The organism is Brevundimonas sp. (genome assembly GCF_046299595.1).
Taxonomy (GTDB): Bacteria; Pseudomonadota; Alphaproteobacteria; order Caulobacterales; family Caulobacteraceae; genus Brevundimonas.
This window is the reverse complement of the sequence record NZ_JBKBHQ010000001.1, coordinates 1,682,811-1,698,369: the sequence shown is the minus strand read 5'-3', so window position 1 is coordinate 1,698,369 and position 15,559 is coordinate 1,682,811. Positions and strand designations below refer to the sequence as shown.

General features: G+C 69.2%; 12 protein-coding genes. 8 read left to right on the top strand and 4 right to left on the bottom strand.

The window, feature by feature from the left end:
* The first annotated feature begins 1 nt into the window (after position 1).
* Positions 2-1,285, top strand: coding sequence for a diaminopimelate decarboxylase (gene lysA / locus ACK4E3_RS08320; RefSeq protein ID WP_409699060.1), 1,284 nt, complete (start codon positions 2-4; stop codon positions 1,283-1,285).
* 6 nt (positions 1,286-1,291) lie between these two features.
* Here the strand turns inward: lysA and ACK4E3_RS08315 are convergent, their stop codons facing one another.
* Positions 1,292-2,572 (bottom strand): S41 family peptidase, encoded by a 1,281-nt coding sequence (locus tag ACK4E3_RS08315; RefSeq protein ID WP_409699057.1) that lies wholly within the window; start codon positions 2,570-2,572, stop codon positions 1,292-1,294.
* A 180-nt stretch (positions 2,573-2,752) separates the two neighbouring features.
* Here ACK4E3_RS08315 and gap point away from each other — a divergent pair, with 180 nt between their 5' ends.
* The gene (gene gap / locus ACK4E3_RS08310) at positions 2,753-3,760 is read left to right on the top strand and encodes a type I glyceraldehyde-3-phosphate dehydrogenase (protein WP_409699054.1); all 1,008 of its coding nucleotides are present in this window, start codon (positions 2,753-2,755) and stop codon (positions 3,758-3,760) included.
* A gap of 31 nt (positions 3,761-3,791) precedes the next feature.
* On the opposite strand, the gene ACK4E3_RS08305 is transcribed toward gap, so the two are convergent.
* Positions 3,792-5,051, bottom strand: coding sequence for a UbiH/UbiF/VisC/COQ6 family ubiquinone biosynthesis hydroxylase (locus ACK4E3_RS08305; RefSeq protein ID WP_409699051.1), 1,260 nt, complete (start codon positions 5,049-5,051; stop codon positions 3,792-3,794).
* A 159-nt stretch (positions 5,052-5,210) separates the two neighbouring features.
* Between ACK4E3_RS08305 and ACK4E3_RS08300 the strand changes: the two genes are divergently transcribed.
* The 4 genes from ACK4E3_RS08300 to motA all read left to right on the top strand — a co-directional run bounded on the left by ACK4E3_RS08300 (position 5,211) and on the right by motA (position 10,516).
* Entirely contained in the window at positions 5,211-7,595 is a 2,385-nt protein-coding gene (locus ACK4E3_RS08300; protein WP_409699048.1) for a DNA translocase FtsK 4TM domain-containing protein, read from the top strand.
* 164 nt (positions 7,596-7,759) lie between these two features.
* Positions 7,760-8,413, top strand: a complete 654-nt coding sequence (locus ACK4E3_RS08295) for a LolA family protein (protein WP_409699045.1) — start codon at positions 7,760-7,762, stop codon at positions 8,411-8,413.
* A 351-nt stretch (positions 8,414-8,764) separates the two neighbouring features.
* On the top strand, positions 8,765-9,562 hold the full coding sequence (xth, locus tag ACK4E3_RS08290) for an exodeoxyribonuclease III (RefSeq protein WP_409699042.1): 798 nt from the start codon (positions 8,765-8,767) through the stop codon (positions 9,560-9,562).
* An 84-nt stretch (positions 9,563-9,646) separates the two neighbouring features.
* Entirely contained in the window at positions 9,647-10,516 is an 870-nt protein-coding gene (motA, locus tag ACK4E3_RS08285) for a flagellar motor stator protein MotA (protein WP_409699039.1), read from the top strand.
* Positions 10,517-10,660: 144 nt separating this feature from the next.
* On the opposite strand, the gene ACK4E3_RS08280 is transcribed toward motA, so the two are convergent.
* Complete coding sequence (locus ACK4E3_RS08280) at positions 10,661-10,972, bottom strand: hypothetical protein (RefSeq protein ID WP_409699036.1); 312 nt, start codon at positions 10,970-10,972, stop codon at positions 10,661-10,663.
* A gap of 147 nt (positions 10,973-11,119) precedes the next feature.
* Here ACK4E3_RS08280 and mnmD point away from each other — a divergent pair, with 147 nt between their 5' ends.
* Positions 11,120-12,961, top strand: coding sequence for a tRNA (5-methylaminomethyl-2-thiouridine)(34)-methyltransferase MnmD (gene mnmD / locus ACK4E3_RS08275; RefSeq protein WP_409699033.1), 1,842 nt, complete (start codon positions 11,120-11,122; stop codon positions 12,959-12,961).
* Positions 12,962-13,098: 137 nt separating this feature from the next.
* Positions 13,099-13,515 carry a DUF6491 family protein gene (locus ACK4E3_RS08270; protein ID WP_409699030.1) on the top strand — a complete coding sequence of 139 codons (417 nt, stop codon included), beginning with the start codon at positions 13,099-13,101 and terminating at the stop codon, positions 13,513-13,515.
* An 84-nt stretch (positions 13,516-13,599) separates the two neighbouring features.
* On the opposite strand, the gene ACK4E3_RS08265 is transcribed toward ACK4E3_RS08270, so the two are convergent.
* Positions 13,600-15,552 carry a TonB-dependent receptor plug domain-containing protein gene (locus ACK4E3_RS08265; RefSeq protein WP_409699027.1) on the bottom strand — a complete coding sequence of 651 codons (1,953 nt, stop codon included), beginning with the start codon at positions 15,550-15,552 and terminating at the stop codon, positions 13,600-13,602.
* Positions 15,553-15,559: the final 7 nt, after the last annotated feature.

Here is a 15,559-nt window from a genome sequence, read left to right as displayed (position 1 = left end):
CGTGGACCACTTCGGCTATGTGCACGGCCATCTTCATTGCGAGGATGTGCCCCTTGACCTGATCGCCCGTGAGGTCGGCACGCCGGTCTATGTCTATTCCACCGCCACCTTGCGCCACCACGCCAGGGTGCTGAAGGACGCCTTCGCCGCCCACTGGCGCGGGGCGCCGCCCCTGATCGCCTTTGCCGTCAAGGCCAACTCCAACCTCGCCGTGCTGCGCGTGCTGGCGCGCGAGGGCCTCGGGGCGGACACCGTCTCAGGCGGAGAGATCCGCCGGGCGCTGAAAGCGGGCATGGCGCCGGGCACCATCGTCTTTTCAGGCGTCGGCAAGAGCAACGAGGAGCTGGACCTCGCTCTGGCGCAGGGCGTGTACCAGATCAATGTCGAGTCCGCGCCCGAGATGGAGCGCCTGTCCGCGCGCGCGCGCGCCATGGGGCGCACCTGCGAGATTGCCGTGCGCGTCAATCCCCAGGTCGGCGCGGGCGCTCACGCCAAGATCACCACCGGCGGGCGCGACGACAAGTTCGGGGTGCCACCCGAGGAAGCCCTCGCGCTCTATGCCCGCGCCCATGCCGATCCATCGCTCAACCCCGTAGGCCTCGCGTGCCACATCGGCAGCCAGATCCGTGATCTTGCCCCCCTGCGTGCCGCTTTCGAGAGCCTGCGCGCGCTCACCTCGCAGCTGCGGGCCGATGGCCACAGCGTCAGCCGCCTCGATCTGGGCGGCGGGCTGGGCGTGCCCTATTTTGATCAGCCGCCCCCGCCCGGCCCCGAGGCCTATGCCGCCATGGTCGCCGAGACGCTGGACGGCCTCGATGTCTCGCTGGTGCTTGAGCCCGGACGCATGATCGCGGCCAATGCCGGGGTGCTGGTCTCGCGGGTCATTCAGGTGACCGAGCGGCCGTGGGGCACGCGCATTCTGGTTCTGGACGCGGCCATGAACGATCTGATGCGCCCGGCGCTCTATGATGCGTGGCACGACCTTCGCCCCCTGCGCCAGAGCGCTCCTTCAGCGGAAATGACGCCCTTTGATGTGGTCGGGCCGGTGTGCGAGAGCGGCGACACCTTTGCGCGCGCCCGGCCTCTGGCGCCACTCTCAGCAGGAGAGGCCGTCGCCTTCATGAGCGCAGGTGCCTATGGCGCTGTCATGAGCCACAGCTACAACTCGCGCCTGCTCGTGCCCGAGGTGCTGGTGGATGGCGGACGCTTTGCCGTCGTGCGCCCGCGCCCCGACTATGAGGCGATGCTGTCGCTTGATGCCATCCCCGACTGGCTGGGTGCCTGAGAGCGCTCAGCGTGCCCCAGCTTCAGGCACCAGCGCCTCCAGCGCCGCGGACAGCACCGGATCGCGGCGGGCCGCGCGGTCCTCTGGCGTGATCTCCACCACCCGGTCGGGGATGACGCCGCGCCCTTCCAGCCGCGTGCCATCGGCCAGGCGCAGGTCCGCGCGGCTCAAGGTAAGGCGGCCGCCATCGGGCAGGCGGGTGTCCTGCGAGGCCAGCACCGCGCCGGGGGTCTGCACCCCGATCACCAGCGCCCGGTCCATCATCTGCATGGCGGCGGGCACCAGCTCCGAGGCGCTGCGGCTGTTCTGGTCCACCAGCACCACCAGCGGGTTGGTCAGGGCAGCGCGCACCGGGCCACAGCCCTCCACCAGTGTCATCGGCTGGGGCCGCCCGCGCCGGTGATAGCGGGTCAGCCAGACCTCGCCTGCGGGCACGAAACACGAGATCAGATTCTGCGCCTCGTTCAGCCTGCCGCCCGCATTGCCGCGAAAATCGAGGATCAGCGGCGTGCCCGGCGGCAGAGCGCTCACCGTGGCCCCGACCCATGCCCCCAGTCCCGGCTCGAAGCCGTCGATCCGCAGGCGCATGACCTCGGGCGAGGCCCATACCGCCTCGAACACCGGGCGCGGCGCCATCACGCGCGGCGTCACGGTGCGCGCGAACACCTCTCCGGCCTCGTCGCGCAGGGCGAGGCTCACGGGCACATTGTCGCTCAGCGGCGTGGCCGGCTCGAAGGGGGCTCCGTCGGCGCTGATGATATACCAGCCCGCCTGCAACCGGGCGTCCCACGCCGGAGAGTCCTCGCGCACCTCGTCGATGCGATAGACGCCGTTCTCGCGCCTCAGGCTGACACCGATCACCGCACGGGTCTGGCGCGAGCGGGCCTCGGCCAGCAGGCGGGTGGGCGGCGAGACGCTGGCATGGTCGTCGCGCAACAGGGCCATCATCTGATCCAGCACCGCATAAAGCTCGGCATCGCTGCGCGCCGCCATGGCCTGCGGGCGGAAGCGCGCGCGCGCGCCGCGCCAGTCCGCCCCGTTGAAAGCGGTGTCGTAGTATTCGCGGTTGACCGTGTTCCAGACCGCGTCGAACACCCTCTGGTTCATGCGCGCCCGCTCGCGCGGCGGGGCGGGCGGATGAAGCGAGACGCTCTCGACCTCGATGGCCGGGTTCGTCATCGCGCCCTGTGCCAGGGCAGGCAGCGCCGCGCCTGCGCCCAGCACCCCCGCGAGGAGTGCCAGCAGCATCGCGCGCGTGCGGATCAGCAACCGTTTCGCCTGCGTCATGTCCCCATGGCTAGGTCAGGATTTCGGCACGCTCAAGGCCGCGCTTCCCCTGCTCCTGTCACATTTGCTCGCACGCTGTGACGGGCGGCGGACCGCACAAGGCCCCGCAAAGGGTTGAAACTTTGCCGCCCAGGTTTCACAAGCGCGTCAACGAAACCCATCGCCTCAGGAGACAAGCCCATGACCGTCCGCGTCGCCATCAACGGCTTTGGCCGCATCGGCCGTCTGGTTCTGCGTTCCATCGTCGAGCATGGCCGCCGCGACATCGAGGTCGTGGCCATCAACGATCTCGGCCCCGTGGCCACCAACGCCCACCTGCTGCGCTATGACAGCGTGCACGGCCGCTTCCCCGGCACGGTCGAGGCGGGCGAGGACTGGATCGACGTGGGCCTCGGCAGGATCCGCGTCACGAGCGAGCGCGATCCGGCCAAACTGCCCCATGGCGACCTGGGGGTGGACATCGCGTTCGAGTGCACCGGCATCTTCACCGCAAAGGACAAGGCCAGCGCCCACCTCGATGCCGGTGCCCGGCGCGTGCTGGTCTCGGCCCCGGCCGACAATGCCGACAAGACCATCGTGTACGGCGTCAATCACGACACCCTCACCTCTGACGACATGGTGGTCTCCAATGCGTCGTGCACCACCAACTGCCTCGCGCCCATCGCCAAGGTGCTGCACGATCTGGTCGGCATCGAGCGCGGCTACATGACCACCATCCACGCCTATACGGGCGATCAGCCGACCCTCGACACCATGCACAAGGATCTCTACCGCGCGCGCGGTGCGGCCCTGTCCATGATCCCGACCTCGACGGGCGCGGCCAAGGCCGTGGGCCTCGTCCTGCCCGAGCTGAAGGGCAAGCTGGACGGCTCGTCGATCCGCGTGCCCACGCCCAATGTCTCGGTGGTCGACCTCAAGGTCGTGACCGGGCGCGACACCTCGGTCGAGGAGATCAATGCCGCCCTGAAAGCCGCCGCCGACGGCCCCATGAAGGGCGTTCTGGCGACCACCACCGATCCGGTCGTGTCCATGGACATGAACCACATCGCGGCCAGCTCTACCGCTGCCCTGCCCCAGACCCAGGTGATCGAGGGCAAGCTGGCGCGCGTGCTGTCGTGGTATGACAACGAATGGGGCTTTGCCACGCGCATGAGCGACACGGCCATCGCCATGGCAAAGCTCATCTGACGCGGAGCAGGGGCGGGTCTTGCGCCCGTCCCTACACCCGCTCACCGCGCAGCAGCCGCGGCAGATCGCCCAGCGCGCCGCCCGCCTGCATCATGAAGGCGCGTCGCAGGGCCGGAACCCTGTTCACCGCGCTCATGCCCACTCCACGCGCCACGCGCAGCAGCGGGTTGTCGTTGGAGAACAGGCGCACGAAGCCATCGAAGCTGGCCGCGAGCACCACCGAGTCGAACCGGCGCCAGCGCGCATAACGCTCCAGCACCGCGGCGCTGCCGATGTCCTCGCCCAGGCGCTTCGCTTCGGCCAGCACCTCGACCAGCGAGGCCACGTCGCGCAGGCCGATGTTGAGCCCCTGTCCCGCCACCGGGTGAACCGCCTGGGCCGCATCGCCCACCAGCGCCGTGCGCGCACCCGTCCTGTGCTCGGCATAGCTCAGCGACAAAGGATAGGAAAAGCGCGGGCCCTGAAGGCTGACCGGCCCCAGAAACTCGCCGAAGCGCCGGTTCAGATGCGCCATGAAGCCATCCTCGCCCGTGGCCATCAGACTCTGCGCCCGGCGTGCGGATTCGGTCCAGACCAGGCTGGCGCGCTGGCCGGTCAGGGGCAGGATGGCGAAAGGACCGTCGGGCAGGAAATATTCGTGGGCGATGTCGTCATGGGGCCGCGACAGCCCCACGGTGGCCACCACCCCCGCCTGGCCGTAGGTCCAGCCGATGGTGCGTATGCCCGCACAGTCCCGCACCTTCGAGGCGCGGCCCTCGGCGCCTGCGATGACGCGCGCGCGCAACTGGCGCCCATCCTCGGCAATGACGCTGGCGTGGGCATCATGGACAGTGACATCGGCCACCTTCACCGGAGCCACCACCTTGATCCCGCGCTCGATCAGGGCGCGGTTGAGGGCGGCGCGCAGGATGCGGTTCTCGACCAGATAACCCAGCGGCTCGCCATCGGCCTGCGCGTCGATCTCGTCGGCCTCGAAGCGCAGGAAGCTGCTCATGGCCGCACCGCGCGCCGCGCCGGGCCTGCGCCCGTCGGTCACCAGAATGCGGCGCATGGGGCTGGCGTGCGGCTCCAGCGCCTCACCGAGACCCAGCGCCCTGAGCATGCGAAAGCTGGTGAAGGCCAGGGCCGTGGCGCGGCCGTCGAAGGCCGCATCGACCTGCGGGTCCGGCACGCGCGCCTCCAGCACGCACACATCAAGGCCCGCTTCCTGCGCCGCCAGGGCGAGCGTGGCACCGGTCAGGCCGCCCCCTGCGATGATCAGGTCGAAGACGGGTTCGCTGTTCTGGCTCATGGCTGCTGTTATGGGCGCAAGCGCGCCTGTGCGTCCACACCCCGCAGCCCCCGAACCTTACCCTGAACCTGCGGCTGATCGCTGCGGGCGACAGGTCAGTAAATGAGCCCTTAACCACACACCCGGCAAATAGGGCGCATCACTGTCCCGGAGGCCGTCATGTCCGCTGCCATGGCCATCAGCCAGCGCACCTTCGAGGGCGTTCGCATCCTGTGGAACATGCCGCTGGTGGCGCGCTTTCGCGGCTGCGTCGTCGCCATCGCGGGCGTGATGGGACTGGCGGCCCTGCTGTCGTGGAATCCGCTGGATCCCAGCTGGAATGCCGCCAGCGCCGATGCGGCGACCAACTGGCTGGGCGGCTCCGGCGCCGTGGCCGCAGACCTGTTCATGCAGTCGCTGGGGCTGGCGGCCTGGCCCGCCCTGCTGCTGGTGAGTGCATTCGGCATCGCGGCGGCCATCGACCATGGCCAGCCCCGCTGGCTCAGGCTCGGGCGCTGGCGCGGCTGGACCGCGCTGGGGGGCATTCTGGCCCTGTCGGGGGCGCTGTCGTCTCTGGCCGACCCTGCCGCCTGGCCGCTGTCGGCAGGCCTCGGCGGCCTGTGGGGCGACGGGCTGCACGCGCTCATCGCCGGACTGATCGGTTTTGCGCGCATCCCCGGCGCGGGCATCATTGCGGGCCTGCTGCTGGCGGCGGGCGCCCTGGCGGGCCTCGCTCATGCGCTGGGACTGAAGGGCGATGACGTGCGCGCGCTGCGCCACATCGGCAGGGCCTCGGCCCGCAGCCGCCCCGCCGCGCCCGTGCGCAAGGGCAGCCGCGTGCGCGTGCGCCAGGCGCGCGTAACCGAGCCTGCCTCCCCCGCAGCTCCCCGTGCCCAGGGCGCGCCCTCGCTCATGCCGGAGCCCACCAGAGACCTTGCGCGAGAGCCCTCGCCTGCGCCGGACAGCGAGCCGCGCGTGCGCGAGAGCCGCGCCGCCAAGCCCTCGCGCCGGGCCGAGACCGAAGGTCAGGGCGTGTTCGAGTTCGCCCGCGAGGACCGCGGCGGCTTTTCCCTGCCTGCGCTGGGCATCCTCGCCCGGCCAAAAGGGCGCTCCGCCAGCGTGGACGAGCAGGCCCTGAAACAGAACGCGCGCATGCTCGAGAGCGTGCTGGCCGAGTTCGGCGTGCGCGGGGTCATCGACCAGATCCGCCCCGGCCCGGTCGTGACCCTCTACGAGCTGGCCCCCGCCCCCGGCGTCAAGCATGCCCGCGTGGTGGCGCTCAGCGACGACATCGCCCGCTCCATGAGCGCGCGTGCGTGCCGTGTCTCGGTGGTTCAGGGACGCAACGCCATCGGCATCGAGCTGCCCAACGCGCGCCGCGAGACCGTCTACCTGCGCGACCTGCTGGCCTCGTCCGAATATGACAAGCCCGCGCACCTGCTGCCGCTGGCGCTGGGCGAGACCATCGGCGGCGAGCCCTATGTGGCGGACCTGGCGCGCATGCCGCACCTTTTGATCGCGGGCACCACCGGCTCGGGCAAGTCGGTGGGGGTCAATGCCATGATCCTGTCGATCCTCTATCGCCTGACCCCGGCCGAGTGCCGCTTCATCATGATCGACCCCAAGATGCTGGAGCTGTCGGTCTATGACGGCATCCCGCACCTGCTCAGCCCCGTCGTGACCGATCCCAAGAAGGCCGTGGTCGCGCTGAAGTGGACCGTGCGCGAGATGGAGGACCGCTACCGGCGCATGTCGAAGCTGGGCGTGCGCAACATCGCCTCCTACAACCAGAGGGCCCGCGAGGCGCTGGAGAAGGGCGAGCACTTCGAGCGCACCGTCCAGACCGGCTTCGACGATCAGGGCCGCCCGGTCTATGAATCCGAGAAGATCCGGCCCGAGCCCATGCCCTATCTGGTCGTGGTCATGGACGAGATGGCCGACCTGATGCTGGTGGCGGGCAAGGACGTGGAAGGCGCGGTCCAGCGCCTGGCCCAGATGGCCCGCGCGGCGGGCATCCACCTGATCATGGCCACCCAGCGCCCCTCGGTCGATGTCATCACCGGCACCATCAAGGCCAACTTCCCCACGCGCATCAGCTTCCAGGTCACCTCCAAGATCGACTCGCGCACCATCCTGGGCGAGCAGGGCGGCGAGCAGCTTCTGGGCCAGGGCGACATGCTCTACATGGCCGGCGGCGGGCGCATCACGCGCCTGCACGGCCCGTTCGTCTCCGATGCCGAGGTCGAGGCCGTGGCCCAGCACCTGCGCCTTCAGGGCGCGCCGGACTATCTGGACGAAGTCACCTCGGGCGACGACGAGGACGGCGGCAGCGACCCGTTCGGCGGCGGCGGAGAGGGCGGCTCGGGCGATGATCTCTATGACCGCGCCGTCGCCATCGTCACGCGCGATCGCAAGGCCTCGACCAGCTATATCCAGCGCCGCCTCCAGATCGGCTACAACCGTGCGGCCTCGCTCATGGAACGCATGGAAAACGAGGGCGTTGTCAGCCCGGCCAACCATGCCGGAAAGCGTGACGTGCTCGCCGGGCCACCCCCTGCGGCCTGAGGCCCGTTTCGCCTCTCGCCCCGCACCTGAACCGAAGCTAAACGTTTCGGACCGCCGGGCTTCATCGCGGCGCCGGATTATGGTCCGGCGGACGTCATCACCGTGCCATGCCGGCGCGTCATGACGGCCTGAAAGACAACTGTTCCCACAGGAAGGGACCGAACATGACCGTTTCACGCCGCGCCTTTGCCCTCAGCGCCTTTGCCCTCAGTGCCTCGGGTCTCGTCGGGGCTTCTGCCCTGCCGGCCATGGCCCAAAGCGGATCGGGCCTGTCGGCGGCCGACCGCGCCCTCGTCGATCAGGCCGTCGGCTATTTCCAGTCCATGAACGCCGCCCAGGGCGACTTCATCGAGACCGGCCCCGGCGGACAGCAGTTCCGCGGCCGCTTCTGGCTACAGCGCCCCGGCCGGATGCGTTTTGAGTACACCCAACCCCAGGGCCTGCTGGTGGTGGCCGACGGCTCGAACCTCAACCGCTATGATCCGCGCCTGAACGTGTTTCGTCAGGCGCCCCTGTCGGCCACGCCGCTGTCGGCCTTCCTGGCGCGCGACGTGCGCCTCGATCAGACCGTGCGGGTCGAGCGCGTGACGCGCATGGCCAATGGCGGCTTCTCCATGGTGGCCCGCTCGGCGCGCAATCCCAACGAGGGCTCGGTCACACTGGTGTTCTCAGGCTCGCCCCTGCGCCTGCTGGAGTGGACCGTCACCGACGCCCAGGGCCAGCGCACCCGCACCCAGCTCAACAACCTCCAGCCCGCGCGCAATCTGAACGCCAGCCTGTTCGTGCTGCGCGATCCGACCCGCCGTCCGGGCCGCTGAGGGCCTGGCCGCCAGCCTTCCGGCTCTCCAGCGTGGCTGTAGCGCGCGCGACACAGCCAATATGTCCGCCGCTGCGATGTTGACTTTTCGCGCCCGCTGTGTTTTTTGGGTTACATGGATGGCGGCGGCTATCCATCCGTGCCGGATCACTCATCCCCTCCCGGCGACGGCGTGAGAGACGAAGCCTTGTGACGCCCGGCGCGCCCCCCGCACCGGGCGTCTTTTTGCCTGCAAGGTTGCCTGGCTGACTGCAAGGTTTCATGACCCGGCGCGCCTTCACCCTTTCGCTGATCTGGACCCTTTCGCTGATCTGGCCTGTTCGTAGAGCCGGTCATGCGCTAGGCCACCGCCATGCCCCTCAAGATCGTGACCTGGAACGTCAACTCTGTGCGCCTGCGCGCCGATCAGGTGGCCCGCTTCGTGGCCGAGCAGCAGCCGGACGTGCTGTGCCTGCAGGAGATCAAGTGCCAGCCTGACCAGTTCCCCGGCGCCGCGTTCGCCGAAATGGGCCTGCCGCACATCCGCATCTCCGGCCAGAAGGGCTGGCACGGCGTGGCCATCGCCTCGCGCCTGCCGCTGTCGGATGCGCCCGACATGGCCGCCTGTCGCGAGGGCCATGCGCGCTGTGTCTCGGCCATGGTGGCGGGCGTGGAGGTGCAGAATTTCTACATTCCTGCGGGCGGCGACATCCCCGACCGCGCCCTGAACCCCAAGTTCGATCACAAGCTCGATTTCGTCGAGCGCCTGACGCGCGGATTTCAGCAGCGCGATCCGCGCCGGCCGCTTGTGGTCGCGGGCGATCTCAATATCGCGCCGGGCGAGAACGACGTGTGGAACCACCGCTACATGTCGAAGATCGTCAGCCACACGCCCCAGGAGATCGAGGCGCTGGACGCCATGGCGCGCTCGCTGGGCTTCATCGACGCCATCCGTGCCGACACCCCGCCCGAACAGAAGCTCTTTTCCTGGTGGAGCTATCGCGCGGCAGACTTTCGCGCCTCCAACCGGGGCCTGCGACTCGATCACCTGTGGATCAGCCCCGGCCTGGAGAGCGCCCGCGTCAGGGGCTCAGGCCGGGTCCATGACGATGTGCGTGGCTGGGAGCGCCCGTCCGATCACGCGCCGGTCAGCATGATGCTGAACCTCTAGGGCGGCACCTGCGGCAACCTCGCCTTAAGCATTAATTGCCATGGTGAACGCCGTTTTCAGCCTGCCCGGGAAGTGCGCCGCACCATGTTCCAGATCATTGGCATCATCTTCCTGTTCGCCATGGTGTTCGGTGGCTACACCATCGCCGGCGGCAAGATGTACGTCATCCTCAAGTCGCTGCCCTACGAGATGATGATGATCGGCGGCGCGGCCATCGCGGCCCTGCTGATCGCCAACTCGACCTCGACCCTCAAGGGCGTGGGCGGCGGCCTGGCCAAGGTGTTCGCCGGGCCCAAGTGGAAGAAGAAGGACTATCGCGACCTGCTCAGCCTGCTGTTCCAGCTGGCCAAGACCATGAAGTCCAAGGGCGTCATCGCGCTGGAAAGCCACATAGAAAAGCCCGCCGAGAGCCCCATCTTCCAGAAGTATCCCAAGATCCTCAAGGATCACTTCGCCACCGACTTCATCTGCGACACCCTGCGCATGATGACCATGAACCTCGAAGACCCGCACCAGATCGAGGACGTCATGGAAAAGCAGCTCGAAAAGCACCATCACGAGGCGCTGGCCCCCGCCAATGCGCTGCAGACCACCGCCGACGCCCTGCCTGCGCTCGGCATCGTGGCCGCCGTGCTGGGGGTCATCAAGACCATGGGCTCGATCACCGAGCCGCCCGAGATTCTGGGCGGCATGATCGGCGGGGCGCTGGTGGGCACCTTCCTCGGCGTGTTCCTCGCCTATGGTCTGGTCGGCCCGCTGGCCGCGAGACTGAAAGACCTGATCGAGGGCGATGCGGCCTTCTACAAGATCATCCAGTCGGTTCTGGTGGCGCACCTGCACGGCAATGCGGCCCAGATTTCCGTCGAGATCGGGCGCGGAGACGTGCCCTCCAGCGTCCAGCCCTCGTTTGCCGAGCTGGAGGAAGTGCTGAACGAGGCGACCGCAGCCGCCTGACCCCCCGATTCGCCGCTGGCCGGATCATCGTTGCTGCCCGTGTTCACAATTCTCGTGAGCGTGCAGCGCAGCACGCCCGCCAAAGCCTTGCGCGTCATCGGTTCCGCTGTTCACGGCTTTGTGAGAATACCGCTTGAGGTCCGCTCACAAACGCGTTATCACGGCGCTGCGGGGATTCATGACCCCGTGTGATTTCCTTCTGAAGGACTTGGGAAAATGACCATCCGTCAACTGCTCGTGGCCGCCGCCGGCGTCGCCGCTCTCTCCGTCGCCGCCTGCCAGCAGCCGGCCACCGAAGCTCCGGCCGAAGAAGCCGAAGCCGCTGCCGAAACCGCTCAGGACGCCGCTGACACCGCTGCCGAAGCCGCGACCGAAGCTGCTGAAGCCGCTGGCGAAGCGCAAGCCGCTGCCACCGAAGCCGCCACGACCGAAGCGGCCCCGGCTCAACCGGCTCAATAAGTTTCTCGCTCTCCTCTCAGAGAGCGTCAGACGTGAAAAGGGGTCGCTCCGGCGGCCCCTTTTTTCGTGCGCCCACTTTGCGGTGCCCCCGTCCGGGTGCCGCACCCGTTGCGCGGCGCGTGCTTTTGGTCCCATGAGGACGCCATGAGCCCCGGCGATCCGACCGACCCCACCGACCCGCGGGATGCGCCCCACGGCGTGCCCGCGCGCGCCGATCTGGAGTGGGGCGAGGACGGCGCGCCGCGCTCGCGCCGCTATGGCGATGTCTATTTCTCGGTGCAGGACGGCCTGGCCGAAAGCCGGGCGGTGTTCCTCGGCGGCCTCGATTTTCCCGCCCTCGCGAGCGATCGGCCCTGCACGGTGATCGGCGAGCTGGGCCTTGGCACGGGCCTGAACGTCTGTGCCCTGATCCGGGCCTTCAGACAGGCGCGCGGGCCGGGCCAGCGTCTGCACGTCTTCAGCATCGAGGCCCATCCCATGAGCCGCGACGAGGCCCGCCGCGCCCTCGCCCACTGGCCCGACATCGCCGAGGAGGCAGAGGCCATGCTGGAGCGCTGGCCGCTCGCGCGCCCCGGCTTTCATCGCATCGGCCTGCCGCAATGGGGCACCACGGTGGACGTGGCCATCGGCGATGTCGGCTGGGCGCTGGAACAATGGCAAGGTGGCGCTGACGGCTGGATGCTCGACGGCTTCTCGCCCGCGCGAAACCCCGCCATGTGGAGCGAATCGACCTTGCGGGCCGTCACGCAGCGCTCGCGGCCGGGCGCGCGCCTGGCCACCTTCACCGTTGCCGGACAGGTGCGCCGCGACCTCGCCGCCCTGGGCTGGCAGGTAGAGAAGAAGCCCGGCTTCGGGCGCAAGCGCGAGCGGCTGGAGGCGCGCCTGACCGGCCCTGTCCCCGGCACCAGCGCCCCGTCCTCCATCGTCGCCCCCGCCTCCATCGCCATCATCGGCGCAGGGATCGCAGGGGCCTGCCTGGCCCATGGCGCACGCGCGCGCGGCATCGAGGTGCATCTGATCGAAGACGACACGCCTGCGGGCTCGGGCTTTCGCGCCGCCCTCGTCACGCCGCGTTTCGATCTCGGCCATCCCGACATCGCCGCCCTGCACCAAAGCGCACTGGCCTTCGCCCGCGACCTCTATGCCGCGATACCCGGCGCGATCACCGCCGAGGGCGTGCTGCGCCTGTTTGGCCGGGGCTTCGACGAGACGCGTGCGCAGCGCTTGCTCTGCGCCTGGAACACGCCGTCCGAGCCCCCGTCCCTTGCCCTGCTCGATGCTGCCGAGACCGGTGCCCGGCTGGGGCGCGAAGGCGAGGCCGCCGCCTCGGGCGGGGCCATGCTGATCGGCGCGGCGCTCGCCATCGATGCGCCCGCCGTGATCAAAGGCCTGAAAGACGCCATACCCGTGACGGGCGCGCGCGCGGCGTCCATCAGCTGCGAAGATGACAGCGCGATCCTGCGGGACGAAGACGGCGGTGTGATCGCCCAAGCCGATCATGTGATCATCGCAGCGGGAGCCTCGAGCGCGAGGCTTGGCGCACTGCGCGCCATCCGGCCTGTGCGCGGTCAGGCCGAGTGGGTGGGCGGGATCGATGCGCCGGCCTTCAGCTACGGCGGCTATGTCGCGCCGGGGGCGGATGGCGTGCTGTTCGGTGCCACCCATGACCGGGACGAGTGGACCTGCGAGCCGCGCGAACACGACCGGATGCGTAATCTTGCATCCCTCGCCGGCGTGGCCCCGGAACTGGCCGGGCGGATGCTGGCCCAGCCGCTGTCATCGCGCGCAGCCGTGCGCGCCACCACGCCCGACCATCTGCCCCTGTGCGGACCAATGGGCGATCAGGTTTCGGTGCTGACCGGGCTGGGCTCGCGCGGCTTCACCCTGGCGCCGCTGCTGGCCGAGCATCTGATAGCGACCCTCTGCGGCGAGCCCTCGCCCCTGCCGGTGGATCAGGCAGACCTGCTGCGACCTGATCGCTTCTGACGGCAAAGGGGCACGATCACATATTGCCACTGAACGCGCCTGCACGCTGGCGCCCACGGCAAAGGTGGGGTAGCGTCGGTATCTGACAGGGCTGGGTGGACTAGAGTTGTGAACTCATTTTGTATCAGGATCCCGCAATGTCTCTTCTCTCTCGCAATCTGACCCTTCTGGCCGCCTTCGCGGGCGCCGCCACGCTTGGTGCCTGCGCGGCCCAGTGGAGCCCCGAACAGCAGGAGGCGTTCGCCCGCGGCGACTGCTTCTTCGTGGAGACCGTCAGCGGCTTTGCCCCCGGCCCCAACGACCAGACCGTCTATCTGCGTGCGGGCGTAAACGACGTCTATGAGCTGCGCACCACCGGCGTGTGCCGCGACGTCAACTGGACCAACCAGATCGGCATCCGCACGCGCACCGGCGCCAGCAGCATCTGCACCGGCTTCGATGCCGAGCTGCTGATCCCGTCCTTCGGCGGTCAGCCGGACCGCTGCCCGGTCATCGCCCAGCGCCGCCTCAGCGCCGAGGAAGTCGCGGCCCTGCCCGCGCGCTCGCGCCCCTGATCGCGCCCCTGAGGCACCCCTGATCGCTAACGCCTGAAGGCGGGGAGGCCCTTGCGCGCCCTCCCCGCTGCCCGGCTCACGCGCTCAGAACCTCAGGCGCAGGCCCGCGTGCACGCTGCGCCCCGGCGTGCCATAGCCCGCCACCTGCCGGTAGTCGGCATCGAACAGGTTCTCGGCCCGCGCGGTAAGGCTGAGCGTCTCGCCCAGCGGCCAGCTTGCACGCAGGTCGACAAGGGTATGGCTGGCGAGGCGCACCGTATTGGCGGCATCGTCAAAGCTGGCACCGACAAAGCGCACCCCAAGGCCCACATCCCCGCCGCTGGCAAACAGGTGCTCGATCTCCAGCGCCGCCTGATGCTGCGGCCTGCGCGCCAGCAGATTGCCGCGGTTGGCGCTGGCGGGCGTGTCGTTGCGCGCGCGCGTCCAGTCATAGGACAGGCGCAGCGACCAGCCGTCGTCCAGCCCGATCCGCCCGGCCAGCTCCAGTCCCTCGGCGCGGGCGCGCTGCACATTGTCATAGACCCCAAAGGCCCCGATGGGGCAGATCGGCCCGGCGGCGGGACAGAACACGAAGTCGATCAGATTGTCCGTGCGCCTCTGCCACAGCACCGCATCGAGCCGCACCCGGCCGGACCATGCGCTGTGACTGATGCCGGCCTCGAGGCTGGTGGCCTCCTCGGGCTGAAGGACCGGATTGCCGAAATCGCTGTAGAGCTGGAACAGGCTGGGTGTCTTGAAGCCCTCGCCATAGCTGGCCCGGATCACGGTGCCGGGCGTCAGGGCATAGCTGAGCCCACCCTGAACGAGCGTCTGTCCGCCAAAGGTCTCGTGCTCGTCGCGGCGCACGCCCAGCGTCAGATAGAGCCCCTCGGCCAGCGGCCCGTTGATCAGGCCATAGGCACTGTCCAGCCGCACCGCGTTGCGCGCAGGCACGGGACTGGGATCGAAGGCTGACGGGCTCGCCGTCACCGCCCGGCCTTCGTCGCGCTCCAGGCCGAACACGCCGCGCCAGTCGCCGCCCAGATCGGCCACGCCCTGATACTCGAAGCGCCGCGAGGTGCCGCGCGACTCGAAGGTTCTGTCGGTCACCGCCTGATCGGGATCGAAGCTGATGCGCTCGGTGCGCGCGTGGCTGATGGCGAGGCGATGGCTGACCGGGCCGGTGTTCATGCGAACGGCCCCGTAGAGCCCCCGCTCGTCCTGCTCGGCATATTCGCGCGTGTCATCGAACACGAAGGCGGGCGCGGGAAAGCCGTCATAGGCGGTGCGCGCGCTGTGGCCGATGGCGCGCAGGTCCACGATGAGGGCCTCGCTCACCTCATAGCTGAGCCCGGCGCCATAGCTGGTCTGGCGGAACGGGTCGCGCTCCACGCCCTGATCGAAGGCCGACACCGAATCGCTCTGGTAGTGGCCGAGCCCCAAGCGCCAGCTCAGCGCGCCGGTGCGCCCGGCCAGCCGTGCACGCCCGGCATGGGTGCTGTAAGAGCCCGTCTCCAGATCAAGGCTGCCCTCAAAGGCTGTGCGCGGCTCGCGGCTCTCGATATGGACGACGCCGCCGATGGCGTGGCTGCCCCACAGCGTCGAGTGCGGCCCGCGCAGCACCTCGATGCGGCCCGCATCGGCCAGCAGCAGATGGCCGAAGTTGTAGCCTGCTCCGACCGAGGACGGATCGTTCAGGCGGATGCCGTCCACCACCACCAGGGTCTGATCGCTTTCGGCACCGCGCAGGCGCAGGGCCGCCACCTGACCGGGGCCGCCATTGCGCGTGACCTGAACGCCGCTCTCGAAGCTCAGCACATCGGTCAGGACCGGGCTCTGGCGCCGCTCCAGCGTCTCGCTCTCGATCACGCTGACGCTCGAGGCGATGCGCGCGGCGGGCCGGGGCGACCGGGTGGCCGTGACCACCACCTCATCGACCACGCTGACGGGCCGTTCCTCGGCGGACGCGGCGCTCACATCGGCATGGGGTATCAACGCGGCCAGGGCGGCCACGCAGCAGGACTGTTTCAAAGACACGTCTCGGGTCTCCTCGCTCATGACGACG